This window comes from Shimia sp. MIT1388 (assembly GCF_047124445.1).
Classification (GTDB): domain Bacteria; phylum Pseudomonadota; class Alphaproteobacteria; order Rhodobacterales; family Rhodobacteraceae; genus Shimia.
In genome coordinates this window covers 2326828-2349679 of record NZ_CP138921.1, presented here as the reverse complement: position 1 = coordinate 2349679, position 22852 = coordinate 2326828, and the positions used below count along the sequence as shown (strand labels likewise).

Annotated in this window: 28 protein-coding genes and 1 other RNA gene; 18 read left to right on the top strand and 11 right to left on the bottom strand. The window is 58.8% G+C overall.

Annotated elements, in window-relative coordinates; all coding sequences use genetic code 11:
• The first annotated feature begins 91 nt into the window (after positions 1 to 91).
• Positions 92 to 628 carry a prolyl-tRNA synthetase associated domain-containing protein gene (locus SIB92_RS11675; RefSeq protein WP_412552220.1) on the top strand — a complete coding sequence of 179 codons (537 nt, stop codon included), beginning with the start codon at positions 92 to 94 and terminating at the stop codon, positions 626 to 628.
• A 63-nt stretch (positions 629 to 691) separates the two neighbouring features.
• Here SIB92_RS11675 and SIB92_RS11670 read toward each other — a convergent pair whose 3' ends face one another.
• Entirely contained in the window at positions 692 to 1237 is a 546-nt protein-coding gene (locus SIB92_RS11670; RefSeq protein ID WP_412552219.1) for an FMN-dependent NADH-azoreductase, read from the bottom strand.
• A gap of 128 nt (positions 1238 to 1365) precedes the next feature.
• Between SIB92_RS11670 and SIB92_RS11665 the strand changes: the two genes are divergently transcribed.
• From SIB92_RS11665 to SIB92_RS11655, 3 genes are all read left to right on the top strand, one after another.
• Positions 1366 to 2250 carry a LysR family transcriptional regulator gene (locus tag SIB92_RS11665; protein ID WP_412552218.1) on the top strand — a complete coding sequence of 295 codons (885 nt, stop codon included), beginning with the start codon at positions 1366 to 1368 and terminating at the stop codon, positions 2248 to 2250.
• A complete protein-coding gene (locus SIB92_RS11660) occupies positions 2247 to 3128 on the top strand; it encodes a DMT family transporter (protein ID WP_412552217.1) in 882 nt (293 codons plus the stop codon). Before SIB92_RS11665 ends, SIB92_RS11660 begins: the two co-directional genes overlap by 4 nt.
• A gap of 130 nt (positions 3129 to 3258) precedes the next feature.
• Positions 3259 to 3759, top strand: coding sequence for a ClbS/DfsB family four-helix bundle protein (locus tag SIB92_RS11655; protein WP_412552216.1), 501 nt, complete (start codon positions 3259 to 3261; stop codon positions 3757 to 3759).
• Here the strand turns inward: SIB92_RS11655 and SIB92_RS11650 are convergent.
• Positions 3725 to 4072 (bottom strand): ArsR/SmtB family transcription factor, encoded by a 348-nt coding sequence (locus SIB92_RS11650; protein WP_294112846.1) that lies wholly within the window; start codon positions 4070 to 4072, stop codon positions 3725 to 3727. The genes SIB92_RS11655 and SIB92_RS11650 overlap by 35 nt on opposite strands.
• 94 nt (positions 4073 to 4166) lie before the next feature.
• Here SIB92_RS11650 and SIB92_RS11645 point away from each other — a divergent pair, with 94 nt between their 5' ends.
• Complete coding sequence (locus tag SIB92_RS11645; protein WP_412552215.1) at positions 4167 to 4622, top strand: MarR family winged helix-turn-helix transcriptional regulator; 456 nt, start codon at positions 4167 to 4169, stop codon at positions 4620 to 4622.
• On the top strand, positions 4615 to 5328 hold the full coding sequence (locus tag SIB92_RS11640) for a deiodinase-like protein (protein ID WP_412552214.1): 714 nt from the start codon (positions 4615 to 4617) through the stop codon (positions 5326 to 5328). Before SIB92_RS11645 ends, SIB92_RS11640 begins: the two co-directional genes overlap by 8 nt.
• A 72-nt stretch (positions 5329 to 5400) precedes the next feature.
• Here SIB92_RS11640 and SIB92_RS11635 read toward each other — a convergent pair whose 3' ends face one another.
• Positions 5401 to 6069 carry an imm11 family protein gene (locus SIB92_RS11635; RefSeq protein WP_412552213.1) on the bottom strand — a complete coding sequence of 223 codons (669 nt, stop codon included), beginning with the start codon at positions 6067 to 6069 and terminating at the stop codon, positions 5401 to 5403.
• A 378-nt stretch (positions 6070 to 6447) separates the two neighbouring features.
• On the opposite strand from SIB92_RS11635, the gene SIB92_RS11630 reads away from it, so the two are divergent.
• The 6 genes from SIB92_RS11630 (at position 6448) to SIB92_RS11605 (ending at position 9505) form a co-directional block, all read left to right on the top strand.
• On the top strand, positions 6448 to 6750 hold the full coding sequence (locus tag SIB92_RS11630; protein WP_412552073.1) for an AtpZ/AtpI family protein: 303 nt from the start codon (positions 6448 to 6450) through the stop codon (positions 6748 to 6750).
• Between the two features lie 53 nt (positions 6751 to 6803).
• Positions 6804 to 7511, top strand: a complete 708-nt coding sequence (locus tag SIB92_RS11625; protein WP_412552072.1) for a F0F1 ATP synthase subunit A — start codon at positions 6804 to 6806, stop codon at positions 7509 to 7511.
• A gap of 53 nt (positions 7512 to 7564) precedes the next feature.
• On the top strand, positions 7565 to 7789 hold the full coding sequence (locus SIB92_RS11620; RefSeq protein WP_058239626.1) for a F0F1 ATP synthase subunit C: 225 nt from the start codon (positions 7565 to 7567) through the stop codon (positions 7787 to 7789).
• An 86-nt stretch (positions 7790 to 7875) separates the two neighbouring features.
• On the top strand, positions 7876 to 8418 hold the full coding sequence (locus SIB92_RS11615) for a F0F1 ATP synthase subunit B' (protein ID WP_412552212.1): 543 nt from the start codon (positions 7876 to 7878) through the stop codon (positions 8416 to 8418).
• A gap of 5 nt (positions 8419 to 8423) precedes the next feature.
• Positions 8424 to 8987 carry a F0F1 ATP synthase subunit B gene (locus tag SIB92_RS11610; RefSeq protein ID WP_168591478.1) on the top strand — a complete coding sequence of 188 codons (564 nt, stop codon included), beginning with the start codon at positions 8424 to 8426 and terminating at the stop codon, positions 8985 to 8987.
• Positions 8988 to 9121: 134 nt separating this feature from the next.
• A complete protein-coding gene (locus tag SIB92_RS11605; protein WP_412552211.1) occupies positions 9122 to 9505 on the top strand; it encodes a hypothetical protein in 384 nt (127 codons plus the stop codon).
• 3 nt (positions 9506 to 9508) lie between these two features.
• On the opposite strand, the gene SIB92_RS11600 is transcribed toward SIB92_RS11605, so the two are convergent.
• Positions 9509 to 10147 (bottom strand): ribonuclease T2 family protein, encoded by a 639-nt coding sequence (locus SIB92_RS11600; protein WP_412552210.1) that lies wholly within the window; start codon positions 10145 to 10147, stop codon positions 9509 to 9511.
• A gap of 153 nt (positions 10148 to 10300) precedes the next feature.
• Between SIB92_RS11600 and SIB92_RS11595 the strand changes: the two genes are divergently transcribed.
• Positions 10301 to 11056, top strand: a complete 756-nt coding sequence (locus tag SIB92_RS11595) for a DUF1013 domain-containing protein (RefSeq protein WP_412552209.1) — start codon at positions 10301 to 10303, stop codon at positions 11054 to 11056.
• A gap of 66 nt (positions 11057 to 11122) precedes the next feature.
• On the opposite strand, the gene recR is transcribed toward SIB92_RS11595, so the two are convergent.
• The 3 genes from recR to SIB92_RS11580 all read right to left on the bottom strand — a co-directional run bounded on the left by recR (position 11123) and on the right by SIB92_RS11580 (position 14055).
• Positions 11123 to 11713, bottom strand: coding sequence for a recombination mediator RecR (gene recR, locus SIB92_RS11590; protein WP_294112870.1), 591 nt, complete (start codon positions 11711 to 11713; stop codon positions 11123 to 11125).
• Positions 11714 to 11779: 66 nt separating this feature from the next.
• Positions 11780 to 12124: a YbaB/EbfC family nucleoid-associated protein gene (locus SIB92_RS11585; RefSeq protein ID WP_168591473.1), complete on the bottom strand. Its 345-nt coding sequence runs from the start codon at positions 12122 to 12124 to the stop codon at positions 11780 to 11782.
• A 155-nt stretch (positions 12125 to 12279) separates the two neighbouring features.
• Positions 12280 to 14055: a DNA polymerase III subunit gamma/tau gene (locus tag SIB92_RS11580; protein ID WP_412552208.1), complete on the bottom strand. Its 1776-nt coding sequence runs from the start codon at positions 14053 to 14055 to the stop codon at positions 12280 to 12282.
• A 162-nt stretch (positions 14056 to 14217) separates the two neighbouring features.
• Between SIB92_RS11580 and SIB92_RS11575 the strand changes: the two genes are divergently transcribed.
• Positions 14218 to 14712 (top strand): dual specificity protein phosphatase family protein, encoded by a 495-nt coding sequence (locus tag SIB92_RS11575; protein WP_412552207.1) that lies wholly within the window; start codon positions 14218 to 14220, stop codon positions 14710 to 14712.
• 69 nt (positions 14713 to 14781) lie between these two features.
• Here the strand turns inward: SIB92_RS11575 and SIB92_RS11570 are convergent, their stop codons facing one another.
• Entirely contained in the window at positions 14782 to 15309 is a 528-nt protein-coding gene (locus SIB92_RS11570) for a c-type cytochrome (RefSeq protein WP_168591468.1), read from the bottom strand.
• 130 nt (positions 15310 to 15439) lie between these two features.
• Here SIB92_RS11570 and SIB92_RS11565 point away from each other — a divergent pair, with 130 nt between their 5' ends.
• Entirely contained in the window at positions 15440 to 16285 is an 846-nt protein-coding gene (locus SIB92_RS11565) for a prephenate dehydratase (protein WP_412552206.1), read from the top strand.
• Here SIB92_RS11565 and SIB92_RS11560 read toward each other — a convergent pair.
• From SIB92_RS11560 to nudC, 3 genes are all read right to left on the bottom strand, one after another.
• Complete coding sequence (locus tag SIB92_RS11560) at positions 16242 to 16820, bottom strand: hypothetical protein (RefSeq protein WP_412552205.1); 579 nt, start codon at positions 16818 to 16820, stop codon at positions 16242 to 16244. The two genes, SIB92_RS11565 and SIB92_RS11560, sit on opposite strands and share 44 nt — an antisense overlap.
• Before the next feature lie 81 nt (positions 16821 to 16901).
• The gene (locus tag SIB92_RS11555) at positions 16902 to 17369 is read right to left on the bottom strand and encodes an SRPBCC family protein (RefSeq protein WP_412552204.1); all 468 of its coding nucleotides are present in this window, start codon (positions 17367 to 17369) and stop codon (positions 16902 to 16904) included.
• 41 nt (positions 17370 to 17410) lie between these two features.
• Positions 17411 to 18385: an NAD(+) diphosphatase gene (gene nudC / locus SIB92_RS11550; RefSeq protein WP_412552203.1), complete on the bottom strand. Its 975-nt coding sequence runs from the start codon at positions 18383 to 18385 to the stop codon at positions 17411 to 17413.
• Between the two features lie 230 nt (positions 18386 to 18615).
• Here nudC and SIB92_RS11545 point away from each other — a divergent pair, with 230 nt between their 5' ends.
• The 3 genes from SIB92_RS11545 (at position 18616) to SIB92_RS11535 (ending at position 22849) form a co-directional block, all read left to right on the top strand.
• Entirely contained in the window at positions 18616 to 20505 is a 1890-nt protein-coding gene (locus tag SIB92_RS11545; RefSeq protein ID WP_412552202.1) for a bifunctional 2',3'-cyclic-nucleotide 2'-phosphodiesterase/3'-nucleotidase, read from the top strand.
• Between the two features lie 64 nt (positions 20506 to 20569).
• An RNA gene (ffs, locus tag SIB92_RS11540) (signal recognition particle sRNA small type) lies at positions 20570 to 20668 on the top strand.
• Between the two features lie 237 nt (positions 20669 to 20905).
• Positions 20906 to 22849, top strand: a complete 1944-nt coding sequence (locus tag SIB92_RS11535; protein ID WP_412552201.1) for an extracellular solute-binding protein — start codon at positions 20906 to 20908, stop codon at positions 22847 to 22849.
• Positions 22850 to 22852 lie beyond the last annotated feature (3 nt).

Sequence of the window (22852 nt, the reverse complement as noted above, 5' to 3'; positions counted from 1 at the left end):
GTCGCAGAGTCAAGCAAAGCGGGCGGTTTTGGGGTTACATCATCAGGTGTGGCGCGGCATGGAGGGGCAAGGAAAGAGATGGGAGGCGATGATGGACGCATCATCTGAGTTTCAGGACACGTTACCGGTGAGTTCGGATGTGCTTTTGGCGCAGTTAAAGGACTGGGGTCTGGGTTACATGCTGCACGAACATGTGCCGCTGCGCACGGTGGAGGACGCCAAGTCTGTTGAGGCGGCGATGGAGGTGTCTGGAGAGGAAGCGTTTCGCGTCAAGAACCTGTATCTGCGGGACAAGAAGAAGCGCAATTATCTGGTGACGCTGGAGCAGGATCGCGAGATCGACCTGAAGGCCTTGGGCAAACAGCTGGGCGTGGGCGGATTGTCGTTTGGGTCGGCTGATCGGTTGTTGCAGAACTTAGGCGTGCGGCCCGGTGCGGTGACGCCTTTGGCGATGATCAACGGGGCTGAGGCGGGTGTGCGGTTCTTCATTGATGCAGCCGTTAAGGATGCTGACAAGATCTACATGCACCCGCTGGTGAATGACCGCACGGTGGCGATGGATGTCAGCGCTCTTTGGGTGTTCTTTGAAAAACTGAATGTCACGCCGGAGATGCTGGAGCTGGGGTAGGGGGCGTTGCCCCCGTCACATCGTGGATGTGACTCCCCCAGGATATTTTTGGCAAGAAGAAGCTTAGGCGGCCTTCGCGGCCACTTCGGCGCCGTCTTTGTTCAGGATGGTCACATCTGTGATGCCCACAAAGCCCAGCACAAAACGCAGGTAGTTGGAGGCAAAGTCGATGTCTGAGCCCACCTCAGTGCCGCCGGAGGCAATGGTGATGACCGCCTTTTTGCCCTCCAGCAGGCCTTTGGGGCCGGTCTCGGTGTAGGCGAAGGTCACACCTGCGCGGGCGATCTGGTCGATCCAGGCTTTGAGGCTTGCCGGGATGGAGAAGTTGTACATTGCAACGCCGATGACAAGGGTGTTGGCGGCTTGCAGTTCGGCCACCAGGGCGTCGGAGGTTTCAAGGGCAGCGTTTTGCGCCTCGGTGCGGGCTTCTGGTGGGGTGAAGGTGGCTTGCGCAAAACCTTCGTCCAGGAACGGCAGCGTGGTTTCGGAGAGATCGCGGCGGATCACGTGGCTGGCGTTTTGCTTTGCCACGAGCGCGGCGGAGGCGGCGCGGGAGGCGGAGTCGGTGAAGCGGGCGGAGGTGTCAATGTGCAGAACGGTGTGTGTCATGTCTTTGTGTCCGTGAGTGGTTGCGTCTGTGATTGAGAGGAAGATGGGCTATTGCAATTTCACACACAATCGCAACTAATGCGCACGGAGTGTTTGAAAATGCACAAAATGGTTTTTGAGGTTGGGATATGAAGAACTGGGATGAGGTGCGCACGGCGTTTCAGGTGGCGCGGCAGGGGACGGTGAGCGGCGCGGCGGAGGTGCTGGGCGTGCACCACGCGACGGTGATCCGGCATATTGATGCGTTGGAAGCCCAGCTTGGCGTGAAACTGTTTCAGCGTCACGCTCGGGGGTATACGGCCACGGAGGCGGGCGAAGACCTGATGCGGGTGGCGCAGACCACGGACGATCAGTTTGGTCAGTTGGAAGGCCGCATCAAAGGGCGCGGCGCGGATGTCTCCGGCGAGTTGGTGGTGACGGCGCTGGGCGGGTTTGCAAATTTGGTTGCACCAATCCTGGCAGATTTTCAGGCGGCGCATCCGGATTTGCTGGTGCGGTTTCTGACCGGGGATCGTGTATTCCGGTTGGAATATGGAGAGGCGCATGTGGCCATTCGCGCAGGCGACGGCGAGGTGCAGCCGGACAATGTGGTGCAGAAACTGGCGCAGTTGCCCGCCGCGCTTTATGGCGCGGACAGCTATATCGCCCAGCACGGCGCGCCCAAAGATGAGGCGGATTTGGTGAACCACCGCTTTGCAGGGCATGACAACCCGGACAGCCGTGCGCCGTTTTATCGCTGGCTCAAAGCCCAGGTGCCGCGTGAAAATGTCGTGTTCCGCTCTACGTCGGACCGGGCGATTGCGGCAGCCATCCGCTCTGGGGCCGGGTTGGGGTTCCTGCCAGTTTGGGACGTGGACGCAGCAGAGCCGATGCAGCAGGTGCTGGCGCCCAAGCCGGAATGGGACATCAATGTGCGTCTGATCACCCATGTGGATTTGCATCGCACCATTAAGGTGCAGACGTTCTTGGCGTTCCTGAAGGAGCGCGCGCAGGATTGGATCGCGCCACGATGAGTCTCCATCTTCGCGGCCATTTGGCCATGTTGCTGTTCTCCTCTTTGGTGGCCGGCTCGTTTTCGCTTGGATCGATGAGTGCCAATGCGCTGGAGCCTGCGGCACTCAATGCGGTGCGGTTTCTGATCGCGTCCGGGGTGATTGGCGTGGCGGCGTTGGCGACCAAGGGGTTGCCGCCTTCCGCGTGGCGGGCGCCTTGGCGGTACCTGATCTTGGGGGGGCTGTTTGCCGGTTACTTTGTGCTGATGTTTGAGGGGTTAAAGACCGCCCATCCGGTGAGCACTGCGGCGGTGTTCACGCTGACGCCGTTGATGTCGGCGGGCTTTGGCTGGGTATTGCTGCGCCAGATCACCACCAAGCGGATGTTTGTCGCGCTTGGTATTGGTGCGGTGGGGGCGCTGTGGGTGATTTTCCGGGCGGATTGGCAGGCGTTTCTGCGGTTTGAGGTTGGGCAGGGAGAAATCTACTATTTCTGGGGTTGCATGTTGCACGCGCTGTATACGCCGATGGTGCGCAAGCTGAATCGCGGTGAGGCGCCGGTGGTGTTCACCTTTGGCACGTTGATCGCGGGCTTGGTGATCCTGACCGGGGTGGGGTGGCGCGACTTGTGGACGACGGACTGGTTGGCGCTGGAACCGCTGGTCTGGGGGACGATTGTATATTTGGCGGTGTTTGCTTCTGCGGCGACCTTTGTGTTGTTGCAGTTTGCGACGCTGCACCTGCCCAGTGCCAAGGTGATGGCCTACACCTATCTGGTGCCCAGTTGGGTGATCTTGTGGGAGATCGGCTTGGGTCACGGCGCGCCCAGTGGCTTTGTGCTGATTGGCATTGGCCTGACCTGTGTGGCGTTGTGGATGCTGCTTGAAAACGAGGGGTAAGGCGCGGGGGGTAGGGTAAATTTTTTGGGGCGCTAACAATTTTTGTCTGACAGATTCGCTCATTGGGTGCCTTGACTCACGTCAAAGATGAAGGTGTGGCTGGCAAGTATCTTTGAGCGGGAGGTGCATTATGCCTGCAGCTACGACCAAAGCGGATTTGTTGGCCGTTGCCGACTTGGAATTTGAGAAACTTCAGAAGGTGATTGCCTCCGTGCCGCCGGATCTGGCGCTGTATCAGCATGGCGACAATTGGAGTATGCGCGATGTGTTGGTGCATCGGGCACATTGGATTGATTTGTTCCTTGGCTGGTATGCCGATGGGCAAGCGGGTAAAGCCGTGGCCTTTCCAGCGCCCGGGTATAAGTGGAACCAGCTGAAAGCGTATAATGCGGACTTGTTGGCCAAGCATCAGGAGGTGGATTGGGACAGCGCAAAGGCAGGATTTGAGGCCGCGCATTTGAGGTGGCATCGTTTGATTGACGGGCTGGACCAAGAGGCGCTCTATGGCAAGCCGATGAAGGGTGGGAACAACAACTGGACCACCGGGCGCTGGGCTGAGGCGGCTGCCTCGTCGCACTACCGCTCTGCGGCGAAGTTTATTCGGGCGTGTCTGCGCCAGGTGGCGGCGTAAGCTCGGTTTCCAGGAACCGTTCAAAGGCATCCAGATTGACTGGCTCAAACTGGCCAAAACCCTGCATCCAGACGGAGGCGGCGCGCAAGGCGTCCGGCTCCAGTTTGCACCATTTTACCCGACCGCGCTTTTCCTGAGAGATCAAACCAGCCTTGGTGAGGATCATCAGGTGCTTGGAAATGGCGGCTAGGGATATGTCAAACGGCTCCGCAACATCGGTCACGGCCATATCATCCTCAAGCAACATATTGAGAATCTCGCGCCGTGTTGGGTCGGCGAGGGCAGAGAAGACGGTGTCCAGCGTGTTTGACATGCGCCCTGCCTAGCGGGTGAGAGCCGGTGGGGTCAATGAGGTGCGACAATCGCGCCATTGCGTGCATTTGGCAATAGATGCTACATACACGTATATGGAAACATCTGACACACTCCCGCTTTACTGGGTCAATCGATTGGGCTTCGCGGCTCGGAAAGAACTGACCACACGGTTTGAAGACAACGGCCTTGCTGCCACTGCCGAGGACTGGGCGTCCTTGCGATTTCTGGCAGGAGGGCCGCAGCCAACAACCGCCTTGAGCGCGGCGACGCTGCGGGATCGTACAACGGTGTCGCGCCTTGCGGATAAGCTGGTGGGCAAGGGCTGGGTGCAACGTACGCCGGATGCAAAAGACCGGCGGCGGTTGAACTTGGAGCTGACGGAGGAAGGGCGCGCGGCGCTGTCGCAGATGACCGCCTTGGCGGATCAGTTGATCGCGCAAGTGAGTGTCGGGATCAGTGCGGAGGAGCAGCGCGTGGCTGCTTCCGTGTTGCAACGGATGTTTGAGAACCTCAGCGACGCCTCATTGAAAGGAAACGATGATGTCTGATTACAATTACACCGAATTTAAAACCGACGCCTATGATCTGGACTGCTTTGCGGGGCCAATGCCGGGCGACAAGGCGCCGGACTTCACGCTGCAAACGGCGGATTGGATTGACCAGCGGTTGCTGGATTTTGAGGGAGATTTCCTTGTGCTGGAAATGGGCAGCCTGACCTGCCCGTTGTTCCAAGGACGCCGCGAGGGCATGGCGCGGTTGCGGACGCAGTACACCAACTGTGATTTTCGCGTCCTATATGTGCGGGAGGCACATCCTGGCGCAAAAATTCCGGCGCATAGTTCGCAGCAGGACAAGACAGACTGCGCGACCGCATTGCGTGAAGATGCGGAAGGGCGGTTGATCCTGATTGATGACGAAAACGGCACGGCGCATCAGGCCTTTGGCGGCTACCCGAACTCCGTGTTTATCATCAACAAGAAGGGCTGTGTGTTGTGGTTCACCGATTGGAACAATCCCAAGGCCGTGGCGCGCGCACTTGCGCAGATCAGCATGGGGCGGCCCGCGGTGGCAAAGGCGCTTTTCAAGCCGGTGCCGCCCTGGGTGGCGTTGCGGACACTGTTTCGCGGGGGCAGGGGAGCGACGTCGGATTTCTTCCGTGGTCTGCCAACGCTGATCTGGAAAAACCTGATCAAACGCAACTGGCGGATCCTGCGTGGGCAGGACGTTGGGATTGCGCCGGATCACAGCTGTTGAGCAAAGATCACCCAAATTGTTGAGGTGTGATCGGCAATGATTTTTGCATCGAAGGCTTTATGCCCAGAGGCATCAAACAACCTTGCAGGCGCGAAAATCATTGCCGCTTTTGAAGCTGAGCCCCGCTCTTTCGATGGCTTCTTTCAGGCGCTCGGAGAAAAATAAGACACTTCGTGCCCGGCTGTCGTACCAAAGGTCCAAGTCGGCTGCCGCAGTAGGCTCTACGGTCAGTTGATATTTTGCCTCTGAGTTCACGCGCCAGCGATCAGCGCTTCTCGTGGCCTCTACTCCTGTCGATTCTTCGGCGATCAGGCAGTTTCTATTTTCGCGAATGTGTAGGAAGTACCAACGTCCCTCAATCGGGGTTCTTTGGTTATGTTGCCTTAGAGGAATCTGTTGTAGCCGAGTAGCTCCTAGGTTGAACCCCTGCAGAATGTCATACATGGCGCCGGATACGACAATTAGGCCGCCTGCCCCAATAAAAGCGTCATTCCTGTTTGAAGGCAGTTCTTCACCAGTCTCGTAAGTAAGGTACATATAATCTGGATATTCACCTGCATCGATGTCTTGTGCAGCCCCGGGAATGCTGCCGGGCAGCACATAGTTGTAGCGGTTTGAAAACTCGACCGACAACCCAAGCGGATCTGGATGTTCGTCTGACCCGGGAAGATGAAAGCTCACATATGCGACGTTTGATGTTTTCTTAAGAAAACAGGAGTCCCAGACCTTTCTATGCGCCACCTTAGAGTTCCCTGTCTTGGAGTGCTCGGCTTGTCGCAGAGCTTTTACTCTACTCTTTGCGGCGAACCTTTCACGGTGCGTGCAGCATTTGCAAGTCAGGCGCGCGTGGCGTTTGCAAAAGGTGCGGTCACGACCCCGCGCGGCAAAGATCAACCAAATCGTTGAATATCGCCAAACGGCGCCAATGAGGGGTGACGGCCTATATCGGGCCGTCGCTGTTTTAGTTGACGCGGTGTCATTATTGTTTGTTTTCAGCATCTTACGTGATTTGTCGCGGCCCTGATTCACGCATTGACTCAGGCCGTGCTGCACCGTAGCAATGCGCCAACGTTAGCAAGGGGTAAATTGCGCGTGAGCGAGACCGACCACAAAGACCAGATGAAACGTCTGGAGGACCGGATCGCAGCGGCCAAGAAGGCCCAGGACCCAAAGCCCCGCGCTGATGAGCACTATTCGGCAGCCAACCTGGCCTGGCGCATGGTGATCGAAATGGTTTCCGGTCTTGGGATCGGATTTGGCATCGGATACGGGCTGGACAGCCTGTTCGGGACGATCCCGATCTTTCTGGTGCTGTTTACAATGCTCGGTCTGGCGGCAGGCATCAAAACGATGCTGCACAGCGCCAAAGAGATCGAAGAGAAACAAGCGGCGGATGCCGCTGAGAGAGACGAGAGGGATTGAACGTGGCAAGCGAAGCACACGGCGCGGAACAAGGCGGTCTGGAATTCCACCCAATGGACCAGTTTCTGGTCAAACCGCTGTTTGGCGGTGACCACATTGGCCTGTTCACCATCACCAACGTGACCCTGTGGATGGCGCTGGCCGTGATCGCCGTTGTGGCGATGATGGTTGTCGGCACCCGCCGTCGCGCGATCATCCCAAGCCGCGGTCAGTCCATCGGCGAGTTGGCCTATGGCTTCATCTACAAGATGGTGGAAGACGTGGCTGGCAAAGACGCTGTGAAGTTCTTCCCATACATCATGACCCTGTTCATGTTCATCGTGATGGCGAACTTCCTTGGCCTGCTGCCAATGTCCTTCACCACCACCTCGCACTTTGCTGTGACCATCGGTCTGGCGCTCTTGGTGTTCGTGACCGTGACTGTTGTTGGCTTCGTGAAAAACGGCGCGGCGTTCCTGGGTCTCTTCTGGGTGTCCAGCGCGCCTTTGGCACTGCGTCCGGTGCTGGCGATCATCGAGGTGATTTCCTACTTCGTACGTCCAGTAAGCCACAGCATTCGTCTTGCAGGTAACGTTATGGCGGGCCACGCCGTGATCAAAGTTTTCGCAGGCTTCGCCGCGATTGCCGTGGTCAGCCCGGTGTCCATCGTCGCGATCACCGCAATGTACGGCCTTGAGGTCCTGGTGGCCTTCATTCAGGCCTACGTCTTTACCATTCTGACCTGTGTGTATCTGAAAGATGCGCTGCATCCTTCCCACTAAGGTCTGAACTCTCACACATACCTATTAACTTCCAATCGTAAGGAGATATACCAATGGAAGGTCAACTCGCACACATCGGCGCAGGCATCGCAGGCTTGGGTACTGGCATCGCAGCACTGGGTGTTGGTAACGTTGCAGCCAACTTCCTGGCCGGCGCACTGCGCAACCCATCCGCAGCTGCTTCCCAGACTGCAACTCTCTTCATCGGCATCGCGTTTGCGGAAGCACTGGGCATCTTCTCGTTCCTGGTTGCTCTGCTGCTGATGTTCGCCGTCTAAGCCTACGGAACCATCCTTACGTGCGGGTGCGGGCGCACTTGCTTGCGCCCCGCCCGTAACCCAACGGAAGTTCCCAGGAGGACGACATGGCGACCAAAACGACTGACGCCGCAGGCCACGCAGCAGAGGCCGCCTCTGCATCGGGCATGCCACAGCTTGATTTCTCAAGCTGGGGTAACCAGATTTTCTGGCTTCTGGTCACACTTGTTGTGATCTACTTCGTCCTGTCGCGCATCGCGCTGCCGCGCATTGCTGCGGTTCTGGCGGAGCGTCAGGGGACCATCACAAATGACATCGCCGCAGCTGAAGAGCTGAAGGCGAAGGCCGTGGAAGCGGAAGAGGCTTACAACAAAGCCCTCGCCGACGCCAAAGCTGAAGCAGCAAACATTGTTGCCGCAGCCAAAGCGGAAATCCAGGCTGATCTGAACGCGGCCACCGAAAAGGCGGACGCAGAAATTGCAGCGAAGGCTGCCGAGTCGGAGAAGGCAATTGCCGAGATCCGTGCCGGTGCGCTGGAAAGCATCAAAGACGTGGCCAACGCGACCACTGCTGAACTGGTAACCGCCCTGGGTGGCGCTGCCGAGGACGCAGATGTGGCGAAAGCCGTTGATGCGCAGATGAAGGGCTAAGACATATGCGTAAACTGACCACAGTTGCAGCTGTCATGGCGCTGAGCGCCACCCCGGCGCTGGCCGCAAGCGGCCCGTTCTTCTCGCTGCGCAACACCGACTTCATCGTGACATTGGGTTTCATCCTGTTTGTTGCGATCCTGCTGTACTTCAAAGTGCCATCCATTCTGGCTGGCCTGCTGGACAAGCGTGCAGACGACATCAAATCCGAACTGGACGAAGCCCGCGCCCTGCGTGAGGAAGCCCAGACGGTTCTGGCGTCTTATGAGCGCAAACAGAAAGAAGTGCAGGAGCAAGCTGCCCGCATCGTAGAGCAAGCGAAAAGCGAAGCTCAGGCGGCGGCTGATCAGGCGAAAGTCGATCTGGAAGCTTCCATCGCGCGCCGTCTGGCCGCAGCGGAAGATCAGATTGCCTCGGCAGAAGCCGCGGCCGTCAAGGAAGTACGCGATCAGGCGGTTGTTGTCGCCATCGGTGCAGCTCGTGACGTGATTTCCCAGCAGATGACAGCGGCGCAAGCCAACAAGCTGATCGATGCTGGTATCTCTGAAGTAGACGCCAAGCTGCACTAAGCCTGCTGACTGTCTGAACAAGTTTAAGAAAACCCGGTCCTGAATGGGCCGGGTTTTCTGCATTTCTGCCGCCTTTCAGCCTTATTGTCGTGGTGTTTCTCGGATCAACAGAGGCACGTCCTGGGAGTTTAGGTATGCATAAAGTGGCAATATTTCTGGTGATCGCAGCGGCGACCGGCTGTTCTGGCGGCACCACCAAAGTCTCCACCAAATCCGCGCCGTTGGAGCCGGGTGAAGTGTTTTGGGCCAAAAACCAACTTGCGGTTCAGACCGAGTTGCCAGGGGAGGCGCGGTTCCAGAATTTTGAGATCATGGCGCTGAGCAATGGTGATCGGATCTATTGCGGTGAGATGAATGCCATGGCGCGGTCTGGCATCGCAGAAGGCTTTGTGCCGTTCTACATGCGCCGCAGCGCAGGCACTGTGAAAGCAGTGAACACCAGCGCGGACAGTGCCGAGTTTTCCGCACAAAAATGCGCAGAGGCCCGAAACGGCGCTCTGCGCATAAACAAGGTCTAAGGCTTAACGGACAGGGTCAAAGCGTGCGTTGGAAAGCGTGCAGTCTTTGATCACGTCGCGGCCGCAAGGCACCGGTTCCAGGTCCTTGGAGAGGCACACGCGGGCTTCTTGAATGAAGCTGTCGCGGCAGGTGATGGTCAGCATGTCCGGCTCTAGCTGTGGGTTCGCTTTCAGGAAGGCGTCCTCCACCACCGAGGCGGGCAGTTTTACGGTTTGGTCGAGTTTTCGGAAAACGGCTGGACGCGTGATGCTCTCATAGGCTCTGCGCGCGGTGGCGAAGTAGTCTTCGCCGGACAGGCCGGAGCAGGTGCCGTGCTTCTTCCACTGGTACCAGGCCAATCCGGAGGTGCCCATGATGTCGGCCATGGAATTGGTGACATGGCGGGGCGGGTTGCGTTCTGATGTGACGCAGTGGTCCGGCCAGCCGCGGTGGTACTGCGGCCAAAGACCATGCATGACCCAGCCAAAGTCTTCGCTGTCCTCACACTGTGGGCTTCCTTTGGCGTCACCTTCGATGGCGCACCAATTCGGCGACCAACTCAAAGCCAGCACGTAATAATCAAACTCACCGGCTTTATCACCGTCGGCAATTGCCTGCCCAGAAACCAACAGGGCAAGGGCCATACCCAGCAATGAACGCATTCACTCTTTCCTTTTTTGTTCAGCCGCACTATATCGGGCTCAAGTTCCCCTACAACGGAAACCCGCACCAGACCATCGGTGCCGTCTGACAAAAGTCAGACGACGGGAAATCTGTATCTTTTACCGGGGAAAAACGTCGTAAGGAGTAGAGATATGGCCAAGCTGCTGCACCCGAAAGCCACCGCCGTCTGGCTGGTGGACAACACCACGATCAGCTTCAAACAGATCGCGGATTTTGTTGGCATGCACGAGCTGGAAATTCAGGGCATTGCGGATGGCGATGTGGCTGCGGGCGTGAAGGGCTTTGACCCGGTTGCCAACAACCAGTTGGTTCAGTCCGAAATTGACACGGCGGAGACCAACCCGCTGCACAAGATGAAGCTGAAGTTCAACGCAGCGGCGTCCGGCGAAGAAAAGCGCCGTGGTCCTCGTTATACGCCGTTGTCCAAGCGTCAGGACCGCCCAGCGTCGATCCTGTGGCTGGTGAAGTTCCACCCGGAACTGTCCGACGGCCAGATCAGCAAGCTGGTTGGCACCACCAAGCCAACCATTCAGGCGATCCGTGAGCGCACCCACTGGAACATCGCCAACATCCAGCCAATTGATCCGGTGGCTCTGGGCCTGTGTAAGCAGTCCGAACTCGACACTGCTGTGCAGAAGGCCGCTGCGAAGCGCGCTGCTGAAGGTGTTGTTATGACCGACGATGAGCGTCGTAAGCTTGTGTCCACCGAACAGTCGCTGGAGATGGAAGCCGAGCCGAAGATGCCGTCTGCTATTGAGGGTCTCGAGGCCTTCTCGCTGGCGGATGACGACGAAGACGACAGCGACACCCGGTCTGATGATGAGTTCGCGGATGCGGACAGCTTCTTTAACCTGCCAGGTGGCGACGAAGAAGAGCAGCCGCGCTAAGCGCTGTGATCGTCTAAGAATTGAGGCCGTGCTGATGTCAGCGCGGCCTTTTCTTTTGTCGGAGTGTCAGAGCGTTTTACGGGCGCTGAGGGCAGCGCTGATGGTGCCTTCGTCCAGGTAGTCCAACTCGCCGCCCACCGGCACGCCTTGTGCCAGGGAGGTGAGGCGCACCTGATCTTCCAGTTGGTCGGCGATGTAGTGCGCCGTGGTTTGGCCATCTACGGTGGCATTGAGGGCGAGGATGACCTCAGTGATGTTCTCACTCACCACACGGTCCATCAGACGGGGGATTGAGAGTTCCTCGGGGCCAACGCCCTCCAGAGCGGAGAGCGTGCCGCCCAGCACGTGGTAACGGCCGTCAAACACCTGCGCGCGTTCCATGGCCCAAAGGTCGGCCACGTCTTCGACCACGCAGAGCACGCCCGTGGCGCGTTTCTCGGATGCGCAGATGTCACAGATATCAGAGGTGCCGACGTTGCCGCAGTTCAGGCATTCCCGCGCGGTGGCGGCGACCTGCAACATGGCGTCAGACAGCGGGGTGAGCAACAGCGCGCGTTTGCGGATCAGATGCAACACCGCGCGCCTGGCAGAGCGTGGGCCAAGCCCAGGCAGCTTGGCCATCATCTCTATCAATGTATCAATTTCGGAACTGCTCATGTCCGGGCCTTTTCTGGCATGCCTTTTGTTGGACTATAGCAAGAACCAACCCGGAACACACGTCTCTTAGAACGGCAGTTTCATGTCCGCTGGCAGACCCAGTTCGGAGGTGATTTTGCCAAGCTCTTCCTGAGCGCGGTCGCTGGCTTTGGTTTGGGCGTCTTTGATGGCCGCGAGGATCAGGTCTTCGACCACTTCCTTGTCGTCGCCGTTGAAGATCGACGGATCGATGTCCAGTGCTTTCAGCTCGCCTTTGGCAGAGGCGGTGGCTTTCACCAGACCGGCGCCGCTTTCGCCAACCACCATGATGTTGTGCAGCTCGTCCTGCATGTCGGTCATGCGGGTCTGCATTTCCTGGGCTTTTTTCATCATGCCGGCCATGTCGCCGAGATTGCCGAGTCCTTTGAGCATTGGGTTTCTCCTAAGTGTGATTGCTTGCCGCCTAGATACGGATCAGGTGGCTTGTAAACAAGGGTGTCTGGCCGATTAGAGTTAAGTGCATGCTGGGGCAGGGCTCCGCCCGTTGGCTGCTGAATCAGTTCCCTGGACGGGTTCCAGGTCGCGGCTCACTCCTCAAACGGATCCCATTCGTCTTCGACCTCTGGCAACGCTTCTGCGAGGGCTTCGTTGGCCAATTCGCGGCGGGACTTGATGTCGGTGATTTTGGACTTCGGGAACGCTTCCATGACGGCCTGAACCAGCGGGTGCCCCAGCGCCTGTTCGCGCATTTCGTTTTCGGCGGCGTCACGGACTTCGGCGATGGAGGGCGCGCCGCCTTCGTTCACCAAAATCACCGCCCAGCGGGTGCCGGTCCAGCGTTGCAGCTGGCTGCCGAGTTTCTGGGCCAGATCTTTGGGGGCGCCGGGGGCGGGTTCAAACTCGATGCGGCCCGGCTGATAGTTGGCGAGGCGCACGTATTCTTCGACATGCACGCGCAGCACGCCGTCGCGGCGTTGGCGCACCAGTTCCACCACGTGTTCGAAAGTCGGGTATTTGGCCAAAGCTGTGTCGTTCTGCACAGCCAGCGCTGTTACGGTGCCGCCGCCGGCGTGGGCTGTTGGCGCGCCATGCATGGGGCCATTGCCGCCGCCCATCGGGCCACCCTGGGCATTGGTGCTGCCTGTACCTGGCCCGCTGCCATAGCCTCCGCCGCCGTTAGGAGGCGTTGGGGGTGGGGGTGTGTCTTGCAGTTTGCGCACCAGCTCTTCGGGGCTGGGCAGGTCGGCGACGTGGGTCAGGCGGATGATTGCCATTTCGGCGGCCATCATCGCGTTTGGAGCTGCGGCCACTTCTTCGAGCGCCTTTAGAAGCATCTGCCACATGCGGGTGAGCACGCGCATCGGCAGGTCAGTTGCCATGGCCTGACCCCGGGCGCGCTCATCCGGGCTGACGGTGGGATCTTCAGCTGCTTCTGGAGTGATCTTCACCACAGAGACCCAATGGGTGATCTCGGCCAGATCGCGCAGGATCGCCATTGGGTCGGCCCCGGCGGCGTATTGGGCAGACAGCTCGTTGAGCGCGCCACCCGCGTCGCCGCGCAGGATCATGTCAAACAGGTCGAGCACGCGTCCACGGTCGGCAAGGCCCAGCATGGCGCGGACCTGATCGGCGGTGGTTTCACCCGCGCCGTGGGAGATGGCTTGGTCCAAAAGCGAGGTTGCGTCCCGCGCGGAACCTTCGGCGGCGCGGGTGATCAGCGCCAGTGCATCGTCGGCGATCTCCGCGCCCTCAGACGTGGCGATGCGGCTGAGCATGCCAATCATGTCTTCCGGTTCAATACGGCGCAGATCAAAGCGTTGGCAGCGCGAGAGCACAGTCACCGGAACTTTGCGAATCTCGGTGGTCGCGAAGATGAATTTTACGTGTGCGGGTGGCTCTTCCAAGGTCTTCAGCAGCGCGTTGAACGCGCTGGTGGAGAGCATGTGCACCTCATCGATGATGTAGATCTTGTAGCGAGCAGAAGCCGCCCGGTAGTGCACGGAATCGATGATTTCGCGGATGTCATTCACACCGGTGCGGGAGGCGGCGTCCATCTCCATTACGTCGACGTGACGGCCTTCCATGATGGCGGTGCAGTGCTCACAAACGCCACAGGGTTCTGTTGTGGGGCCGGAGCCGCCATCCGGGCCGATGCAGTTCATGCCTTTGGCGATGATCCGCGCGGTGGTGGTTTTACCGGTGCCGCGGATGCCGGTCATGACAAAGGCCTGTGCGATCCGATCCGCCTCAAAGGCGTTTTTCAGAGTGCGCACCATGGCGTCCTGCCCAACCAGATCCGCAAAGGTTTCGGGGCGGTATTTGCGCGCGAGAACCTGATAGGCGGTGTCGGGAGTGTCAGTCATGGCCGTCCTGAAAGTTGCGGGAGCGCAGATTCGGCTGGCCCCTGTCCGTGGTCTGGCGCAGGTTAAGCGGGCGGAGGCGGCGCGTCCACCGGATAAGCGGGAACTCGGCGCGGGATGCGCGCCGCAAATGCGCCGTTGGCGCCTAGAAATAAGGGGGATGACATGGGGTATGAGGTTTTTGCGGTGCCGGTTGGAACTGGCCAGTTGGCGTTGGCGCCTGTGCCTGGTGCGGCGGGAGACTTGCGCGCCGATGTGGATGCAATTGCCCAGTGGGGCGCAACCCTCGTGGTGAGTGCGACAGAGACCGAGGAAATGCAGATACTTGGGGCTGAAACGTTGCCGGGCGCTTTGCGCGATGCCGCAATCCACTGGGCGCATTTTCCGATTCGCGATTTTGGCGTGCCGGAGGGCGATGTGCAGGCGCAATGGGCGAGCGTGTCAGAGCAGGCAAGACAGCAGTTGCAGACGGGTGGCCGTGTTCTGGTGCATTGTCGCGGTGGCTGTGGCCGGTCCGGGATGTTGGTGTTGCGGCTGATGATCGAGGCGGGGATGAACGCAGAGGAGGCATTGCAGCGGTTGCGTGCCGTGCGGCCCTGTGCTGTGGAGACCGATGCGCAGATGGCTTGGGCCACAAAAGGTGTGCTCACACAAGTCTAGGCAGAAGACCAAAAGAAAAAGACCGCAGGCGATGCTGCGGTCTTTCCAAATTCTCAAAACCGTAGAGGCTTAGCCGCCGATGGTCGCCAGGTAGGCAATCAGGTTGGCGCGGTCGGTGGCCTTTTTCAGACCGGAGAACGACATCTTGGTACCAGGGGCAAAGCTGCGTGGGTTTGCCAGGAAACCGTCGAGGTTTTCGTTGGACCATGTGTCTGCCACGGCAATCAGAGCGCCAGAGTAGTTGAAGCCTGGAACCGAATCCACCGCGCGGTCCACAACACCGTAGAGGTGTGGGCCGGTGCCGTTGGCGCCGTCGTCCAGTTTGTGGCAAGCTTTACACTTGCTAAAGACCTTCGCGCCTTTGTCGACGTCCGCAGCGGCCAGCAGCTCTTCCAAAGAAGGACCTTCTTCTTCTGCGGCACCAGCGTCGTCGCCGCCTTCCACTTCAATCACATAAGCCTGTTGGGCATGATCATCACCGTGGCCTTTTGGGCCGGTGTGATACAGGGTTTCGGCGGCCCAGCCGCCCAGCAAGAATACCAGCAGCGCACCGCAGAGGGCGCCTACTACCTTGGTCATTGTCATCGTGTCGAACATGCTACGTTTCCGTCTCGTGGCGTTTGTCGGGTATCTATCCGCTTCCCCTAAGCGAACGCAAGGTATAGTTACCGCGACGAAACGCCCTTGGTACAAAAATTGCGTAGAAACCGGGGAGAAGAGGGACAAAATGGACCAGAAGACCAATCGGATCGCCTTTCAGGGGGAAGCGGGCGCTTACTCCCACGAAGCCTGCCGCAAAGCGCGGCCGGAGATGGAGGCGATGCCGTGCCGCACCTTTGAGGAGGTGATTGACGCGGTGAAGAGTGGTCAGGCGGATCTGGCTATGTTGCCAATCGAGAACTCGACCTATGGGCGTGTGGCGGACATTCATCGGTTGTTGCCAGAGAGCGGGCTGCACATCATTGATGAGGCCTTTGTGCGGGTGCGCATCAGCTTGATGGGCTTGCCAGGCGTGCCGATGGACGAGATCGACACGGTGCGGGCCCACCTAGTGTTGTTGCCGCAGTCGGCCAATTTCCTGAAGGCGCATGGCATGAAGGGGTATTCCGCAGCAGACAGCGCCGGGGCTGCGCGGGAGCTGGCCGAGCACAAGACGCGCAACGAAGGTGTGCTGGCGTCAGAACTGGCGGCGGAGATTTACGGGTTGGACGTGTTGGCGCGGGATGTGGAAGACCACGGTCACAACACCACGCGCTTCCTGATCATGTCGCGCGAGCCGGATTATGCCCGTCGCACCGATCATAAGATGATGACCACCTTTGTGTTTGAGGTGCGCAACATCCCGGCGGCGCTTTATAAAGCGATGGGTGGCTTTGCCACCAATGGGATCAACATGACCAAGCTGGAAAGCTATATGGTCAACGGCAGCTTCACCGCGACGCAGTTTTATGCGGACATCGAGGGCCATCCAGAGGATCGCTCCGTGCAACTGGCCATGGATGAGCTGCGGTATTTCACAACCAACGTGTCTATTTTGGGGGTGTACCCTGCGGAGCGGGACGCGGTTCGGTAAGCTGCTGGCGCGAGCGCGATTTGAGTGTGCGATGAAGGGCGAACAGGAGTGTCATGGGCACCGCCAATTGCAGCGCTGTGTTGTGGTTGTACACTAAAGCCCAAACTGCGGCCATGCCGCTCGCGATGAGCAGCAGGGCGTTGGTTCTTTTCACCGCTCCGTCGTCGACCTGTAGCACCAAGAGAAACCCCGATGGTGCGCGCATAGACAAAACACTCCCTGTCAGGAAGATGGACAGAAACACCAAGGGCCGCGCGAAAGCACTCAAGGTCGATGCCAAGGTAGCGAAGTTTGCGGCGTACAGCCCTTCGATGACCGGCGTGATCATCAACAGGTAAAGGTTAATACCCAAGAACAAGCTGTGAGGTGAAACAGCGCGCCGCGCATAGCCGAAACAGGTCAGAAACGCGCAGGCTGCTCCGCTCCAGCCCGCAATACGTAAGTCGTCTGAGAGCAAGAAAGTTGCGAGGAATGCTGCAGACGGCGCATATTCCAAGGCCTTGTGCAAGATTGGCCTGAAATTTAACTCCGCCATCGCATTCTTCACTCACACTCAACCATTGCGAGTGTGGTGGAGTAGTGCTTTGGGTGCAACCGTTTTGAGGCAACTAAAGTCTTAGGCCATGCGCGAGTAGCGGTCTTCCAGATCGTCCCGCAATGTGGCCATGCGTTTGGCCATGCGCTTGTTCAGCGAGCTGCGGGCCAGTTTCAGCGATTGCAGCAAGAGACGGGCAGAGAGGCTGTTGGCGCGCAGGCCGGACCAGAACTGAATGCGGGTGCGGGTGCGGGACAGAGCCACCAGTTCAATTTTGATGTCGGTTTCCAGCCCTTGCAGGATGGCTTTCATCTCAATCTCGTTGGGGGCGTCAAATCCGGTCATTTCCAAGTTCAACTCGCGGGCTTTGCCGCGAAACTGGAAGCCGACTTCCCACTTGGCACCCACGCCGGGTCGCGCCAGTGAGTCAACGCGGGTGACTTCTGCGCCACGACGCAGGGCGGAACGTTCGTACACTTCGACATCCGTCAGCAAGTCAAATGCCTGAGCAATCGGGATGTCGACGTCTTCTCTACCAGTGAGTTCCATGGTGCCTCTGGGTCTATCGTTATTTTGCGGCCATAGTCGCGTTATTCGAGCCTGTCCGCAAGCCAGTTCCGAAGGAGGAAGTGGGCAATAGCGCCTTTGCGCGCAGGTTTCAGTGTTGGGTGTTGACCGGAAAACACAGTGAGCATGTCTTCGCGGCTGATCCAGAGCGCGTCTTCGATTTCATTGGGGTCCAGCGTGATGGTGTCGTCCAGCGCTTCACCTGCGCAGCCAAACATCAGAGACGAGGGAAACGGCCAGGGTTGGCTGGCCAGATAGGACACGGCGCCAACACGGACGCCGGCCTCCTCAAAGACCTCGCGGCGCACGGCGGCTTCGAGTGTTTCGCCGGGTTCCACAAACCCTGCGAGCAGGGAGTACATGCCCTCGGGCCATCCTGGAGAGCGGCCCATCAGCACCCTGTTGCCCCGGGTGATGAGCATGATCACCACCGGATCGGTGCGGGGGAAGTGGGAGGTGTTGCAGGCGGGGCAGTCCCGCTGCCAACCGGATTGTGCCATGCGGCTCTCGTCGCCGCAGTTGGAGCAGAAACGGTGGGAGCGGTGCCAGGCAAAAATCGAGCGCGCGGTGGCCGCCAATTCGGCGTCGCGGGGATTGAGATGGGCCATGACGCCACGTAACTCTGCAAACAGGTGATCGGCCGGGAGCGCCGGGTGATGCTGGTGCGTTGGGTCAAAGAATTGCTGGAGTTGAGCCTCGTCCAGTTCCGGTGGCGTCCAGGCGGAAATGTCATGGGCGTAGAGCGCACTGCCGTCCTCCGAGAGGCCCAGGAAAATAGGTGGAACCGGCGGCTCCTTGGCCTCTTCAAACAGCGGGTGACTGGTCGGGAGGTAGACCAACTGGGCGCAGTTTTCTCCACAAAACAGAGGCTTGCCGCGCCAGAGGACGATGCTGCGGCTGTCGGGGTGTGTGACGCGGGCGTTGGCGTCATCGCCGCGGATTTCGGCGGCGCGGTTGAGGGCGGAGCCCCCGAAGGTAACGGTTTCGGCGTGTCGCATAGTGCTCTCCTGTTGGCACAGAGGTGGCACGTTGCGCGGCGGGCTGCAATCACATCTGCGCCAGCGCCGGGATGGGGGGTGCTTTGGTCGTGATTGAGCGCTGTGGTGGCAGTTTGTGATTTGCAATCATTCTAAAAGTGCGCACACTGGTAGGGACTAGGCTTGGCTTGTTGGCTGTGAGGACGTGAATTTTGTCCCCCTAGGCGTAGGAACGAATCTAAGGAACTGTTGTGTCACACACACGCCTGAAAGGGGCTGATGGAGCGCGTGTTGCTCTGCGCATCATGGCGACCAGTGATGTGCATGCCACATTGCTGGATTACGATTATAGCAAGGACAGCGCGACAGAGCTGGGATCGCTGGCGCGGGCGGCCTCTGTGATCGCGGCCGCGCGGGAAGAGGTTCCGGCGACGCTGGTGTTTGACAATGGCGACTTTCTTGAGGGGGCGGCGATTGCAGACCCTTATGAGGGCGGCGCGGGCGTTGGCGCGGAAAATCCGGTTGTGACTGCAATGAATGCGCTGGGCTATGATGCGATTGGATTGGGCAACCATGAGTTCAATATGCCGGCCGAGGACGTGCAAGCGGCATTAAGGGCGCTGCGGTCGCCGGTGCTGTGTGCCAATTTGCATTTGAGCCGGGATCAGGATGCGTCGGTGTATGCAGATTTGTGGCAACCGCATGTGGTGTTGACCCGCACAGTCACGGATCAGCACGGTCGCGCATATGAGTTACGAATTGGGGTGTTTTCGGTTTTACCGCCACAGGTGGTGGCCTGGGATGCGTTGCGTATTGCCGGGCGCCTGGTGGCCGAGGATATGATGGCGGCTGCGCGGCGGCAGGTGGCGGAACTGCGACGGCAGGGTGCGGATGTGGTTGTTGCGCTGGCCCATAGTGGCATCCGGGATGGTGGCCATGCCGAGGAAACCGAAAATGTAGCTGTGCCGCTGGCCGGATTGCACGGCGTGGATGCGGTGGTGGCCGGGCATGTACATCGAGTATTTCCCTCGCCAAGCTTTGGTGCGAGTGAGGCGGTAGATCCCGTGCGAGGGACGTTACATAGGACACCTGTGGTGATGCCCGGGGTTTATGCCACGCACGTGGGACAGATTGATTTGGCGTTGGTTCAAGACGTCGATGGGTGGCGAGTTGCAGGTCATGAGGTGCAGGTGCATGATTTGCGTGCGAAAGCGGGTACTGCGCCTGTGGAGGCGCCTGTGGTCGTCTCCGCGGTAGAGGGCGCGCATCAGCAGACATTACGCTATATGCGGCGCACCATTGGGGAAGTGGCGGGGCCGGTGACAAGCTACTTTTCGATGGTGAAAGATGATTACGCGTCCCGACTGGTGGCGGAAGCGAAGCTGGCCTTTGCGCGACAGGCGCTGGTAGGCAGTGGGTTGGAAACCATGCCCCTGATTGCTTCCGTTGCGCCGTTGAAGTGCGGCGGACGGGCTGGCCCCTATCATTATGTCGATGTGGCGCGGGGCGCGGTGTCTGCACGGATGATTGCGGATATGCAACCTTATTCCAACCATGTCAGCGTGATCCGGACCTGTGGGCGCGATGTCGTGGAATGGTTGGAAAAAGGTTGTGCGGTCTACAATCAGCTGTTTGCGGGAGAAGAAGGACAGTTTCTCTACGACAGGGACACGCCAACCTATAATCGGGAGGCCATTTATGGGTTGTCGTATACGGTCGATCTGTCCCGCCCCGCCCGCTACGCGATGGATGGCAGCCTGATCAATCCGCAGGCGCGGCGGGTGGGTAATATCTGTTGGCACGGGGTGCAGATTGCGCCAGAGCAGGAATTTTTGCTGGTCACCAATGACTACCGTGGTGGTGGTGGCGGCAATTTTCCGGCAGTGAATCAGGCGTATGCAGTGGAAATTGCGCCCGCGCGGGTGCGGGATGTTTTGGCGCAGCACATCGCAGAGACCTCTGGACGGCGTGACGAGACGCTGGCGACATGGCGATTGCACGCGATGCGGGGTGTGAAGGCTCTGTTTGATACCGGTCCCGACGCAGCGACCTATGTTGACCTCGCGGCGCTGCCGATGCAGGCGCTGGGCGAGGTAGATGGTGGATTTGCGCGCTTTGAGCTGGACATGGGACAGCTTTGAAAAGTTCAACGGCATTTGAGCAGGTTGGCTTGCATCTCCGCATCAATCAGCCTATATCGCCTCTTGAGAGGTTGGCGCGGGCGAGCGCCTCGCCAACCCGGTCAGATCCGGAAGGAAGCAGCCGTAACGAGCCCCGCTTGGGTCGTTGTCCAGCCTCTCACCCAATCTCCCTCCATTCCAGATCGTGATGAAACGCCGGTTTTGCGGCGTTTTTGCTGTTGGCTCTTTCGGTGTTTTCTGTCTCTCAGGGCCTTGAAAGTGTTAAGAAAAGCAAGATTTTGCCTCCGTTGAGCGGAATCACGGCCTGTTGATACATTCCGAACTTGAATGTTGTTGCCCACCGCCTTTAGCTTGAAAGGAAGTATTCCGCTGACAAGCGCGCGGGCGCAGGAGGGGCCAAATGAAAGAAAAGACAATCAAAATTGCCGGGCCAATGTTTGATCGCCGCGGGGCGTTGCGATTGATGGGCGGGAGCGCGTTGTCGATTGGAGCCGGACTGGGCGGTGGCATGGCTTGGGCCAATGAGGATGAGCTCATCCGTTCACATGGCTATTCGTTTTTTGGCGATCTGCAATACCCGGCGGATTACCCGCATTTCGATTATGTGAACCCCAACGCGCCGAAAGGGGGTACCATCACCCTGAGTACACGCGGTACTTTTGACGGATTTAACCGGTACTCCTGGAAAGGGGGCAACCCGGAAAGCAGTGCCGGGGTTGTGGCCGAAAGCATGTTTGCCGAAATGCCTTGGGGCGGCGGCGCGCCTGCGGATTCCATCACTGACAGCTATTGTTTGATTGCCAAAGAGGTGGAGTATCCCAAAAGCCAGGAATGGTGCGTGTTCCACATGCGCGATGATGTGGTGTTTAGCGACGGGTCGCCGCTTCGGGCGCAGGACGCCGCGTTCACCCACAATCTTTTCCTGGAGCAGGCCATCCGGTCTTATGCGCGGTCTGTGAAAGAACGGATAACCGGCGTTGAGGTGATTGACGATCATACAATCAAATACACCTTTGCTGAGGGCATTTCGCGCCGCTCGTTGATCAGCCAAGTGGGGGGTACGCCGATTTTCTCGGAAGCCTGGTATAAAGAAACGGGTGAGCGGTTGGATGAGCCGTCCATCTTGGCGCCGATGGCGTCCGGGCCGTATCAAGTTGGCGACTACGAGTTTAACCGCTACGTCGAGTATGTCCGTAATCCAAATTACTGGGGCTGGGATCACCCGGCCAATGTTGGGCGGTTCAACTTCGACAAGGTTCGGATTGAGTATTTCACCGACGCCACTGCCGAGTTTGAGGCGTTCAAGGCGGGCGAATTCACCTACCGCACAGAAGGCTCTACCAAGCGCTGGGCGACAGGCTATGACTTCCCCGGCATCGAAAACGGGACAGTGAAGAAAGAAGCGCTGCCCAGCGGGTCTGCGCCGACAAACTTTGGTATGTTGTATAACACGCTGCGCGCGCCATTGGATAATCGCGACGTGCGCCACGCTTTGTCTTTGGCGTTTAACTTTGAGTGGGTGCGGGAGTCGCTTCAGTATGAGTTGACCACGCAGCGGAGTTCCTTTGCAGAAGGCCAGGAGTGGGAAGCCAAGGGGGTGCCGGAAGGGGCTGAACTTGAGCTTCTGAAAGCGCTGGGCGATGCTATCCCAGCAGAAATGCTGACGGAGCCAGCGGTTGTGCCGCACACGTCGAACCCATCCAATCCAATTGACCGCCGCAACAAGAGAGCGGCGCTGAAGCTGTTTGAGAAAGCCGGATGGACCGTGAATGACGCCGGTGAAATGGTGGATGGCGACGGCAAGCAGATGTCGCTGGATTGTCTTGTGATCGCGACTTGGGATGAAACCCGTCTCGCGCTGATTGAAACCTATGTAAAAACGCTGGCCAATTGGGGCATCAAAGTCAAAGCCGACAAGGTCGACAGCGCGCAGGCGCAGCAGCGATGGGTCGATAAAGACTACGACATGATTTACAACCGCTATCGCTCGTTTGCGGCCGCTGGCACAGGTTTGCACCAGATGTTTGGGTCCAAGACTGCAGAGGTCTCTACCTATAACCCAGCTGCGCTGCGCAGCTCGGCGGTGGACGCGATCATCGATGCAGCGCTGGCGACCAAAACGCGCGAAGACGAAGTGGTTGCACTGACGGCGCTAGACCGGGCTTTGCGCTATGAGCGCATCATGGCGCACGCGGGGTATGTCGGTGAAAGCTGGGTGTCGTATTTTGATATGTATGAGCGCCCGGAAGAGCTGCCGCCCTATGCGGTCGGTGTGTTGGATTTCTGGTGGTACAACAAAGACAAGCATGAGGCGCTGATCGCCTCTGGCGTGTTGCGGAAGTAATCC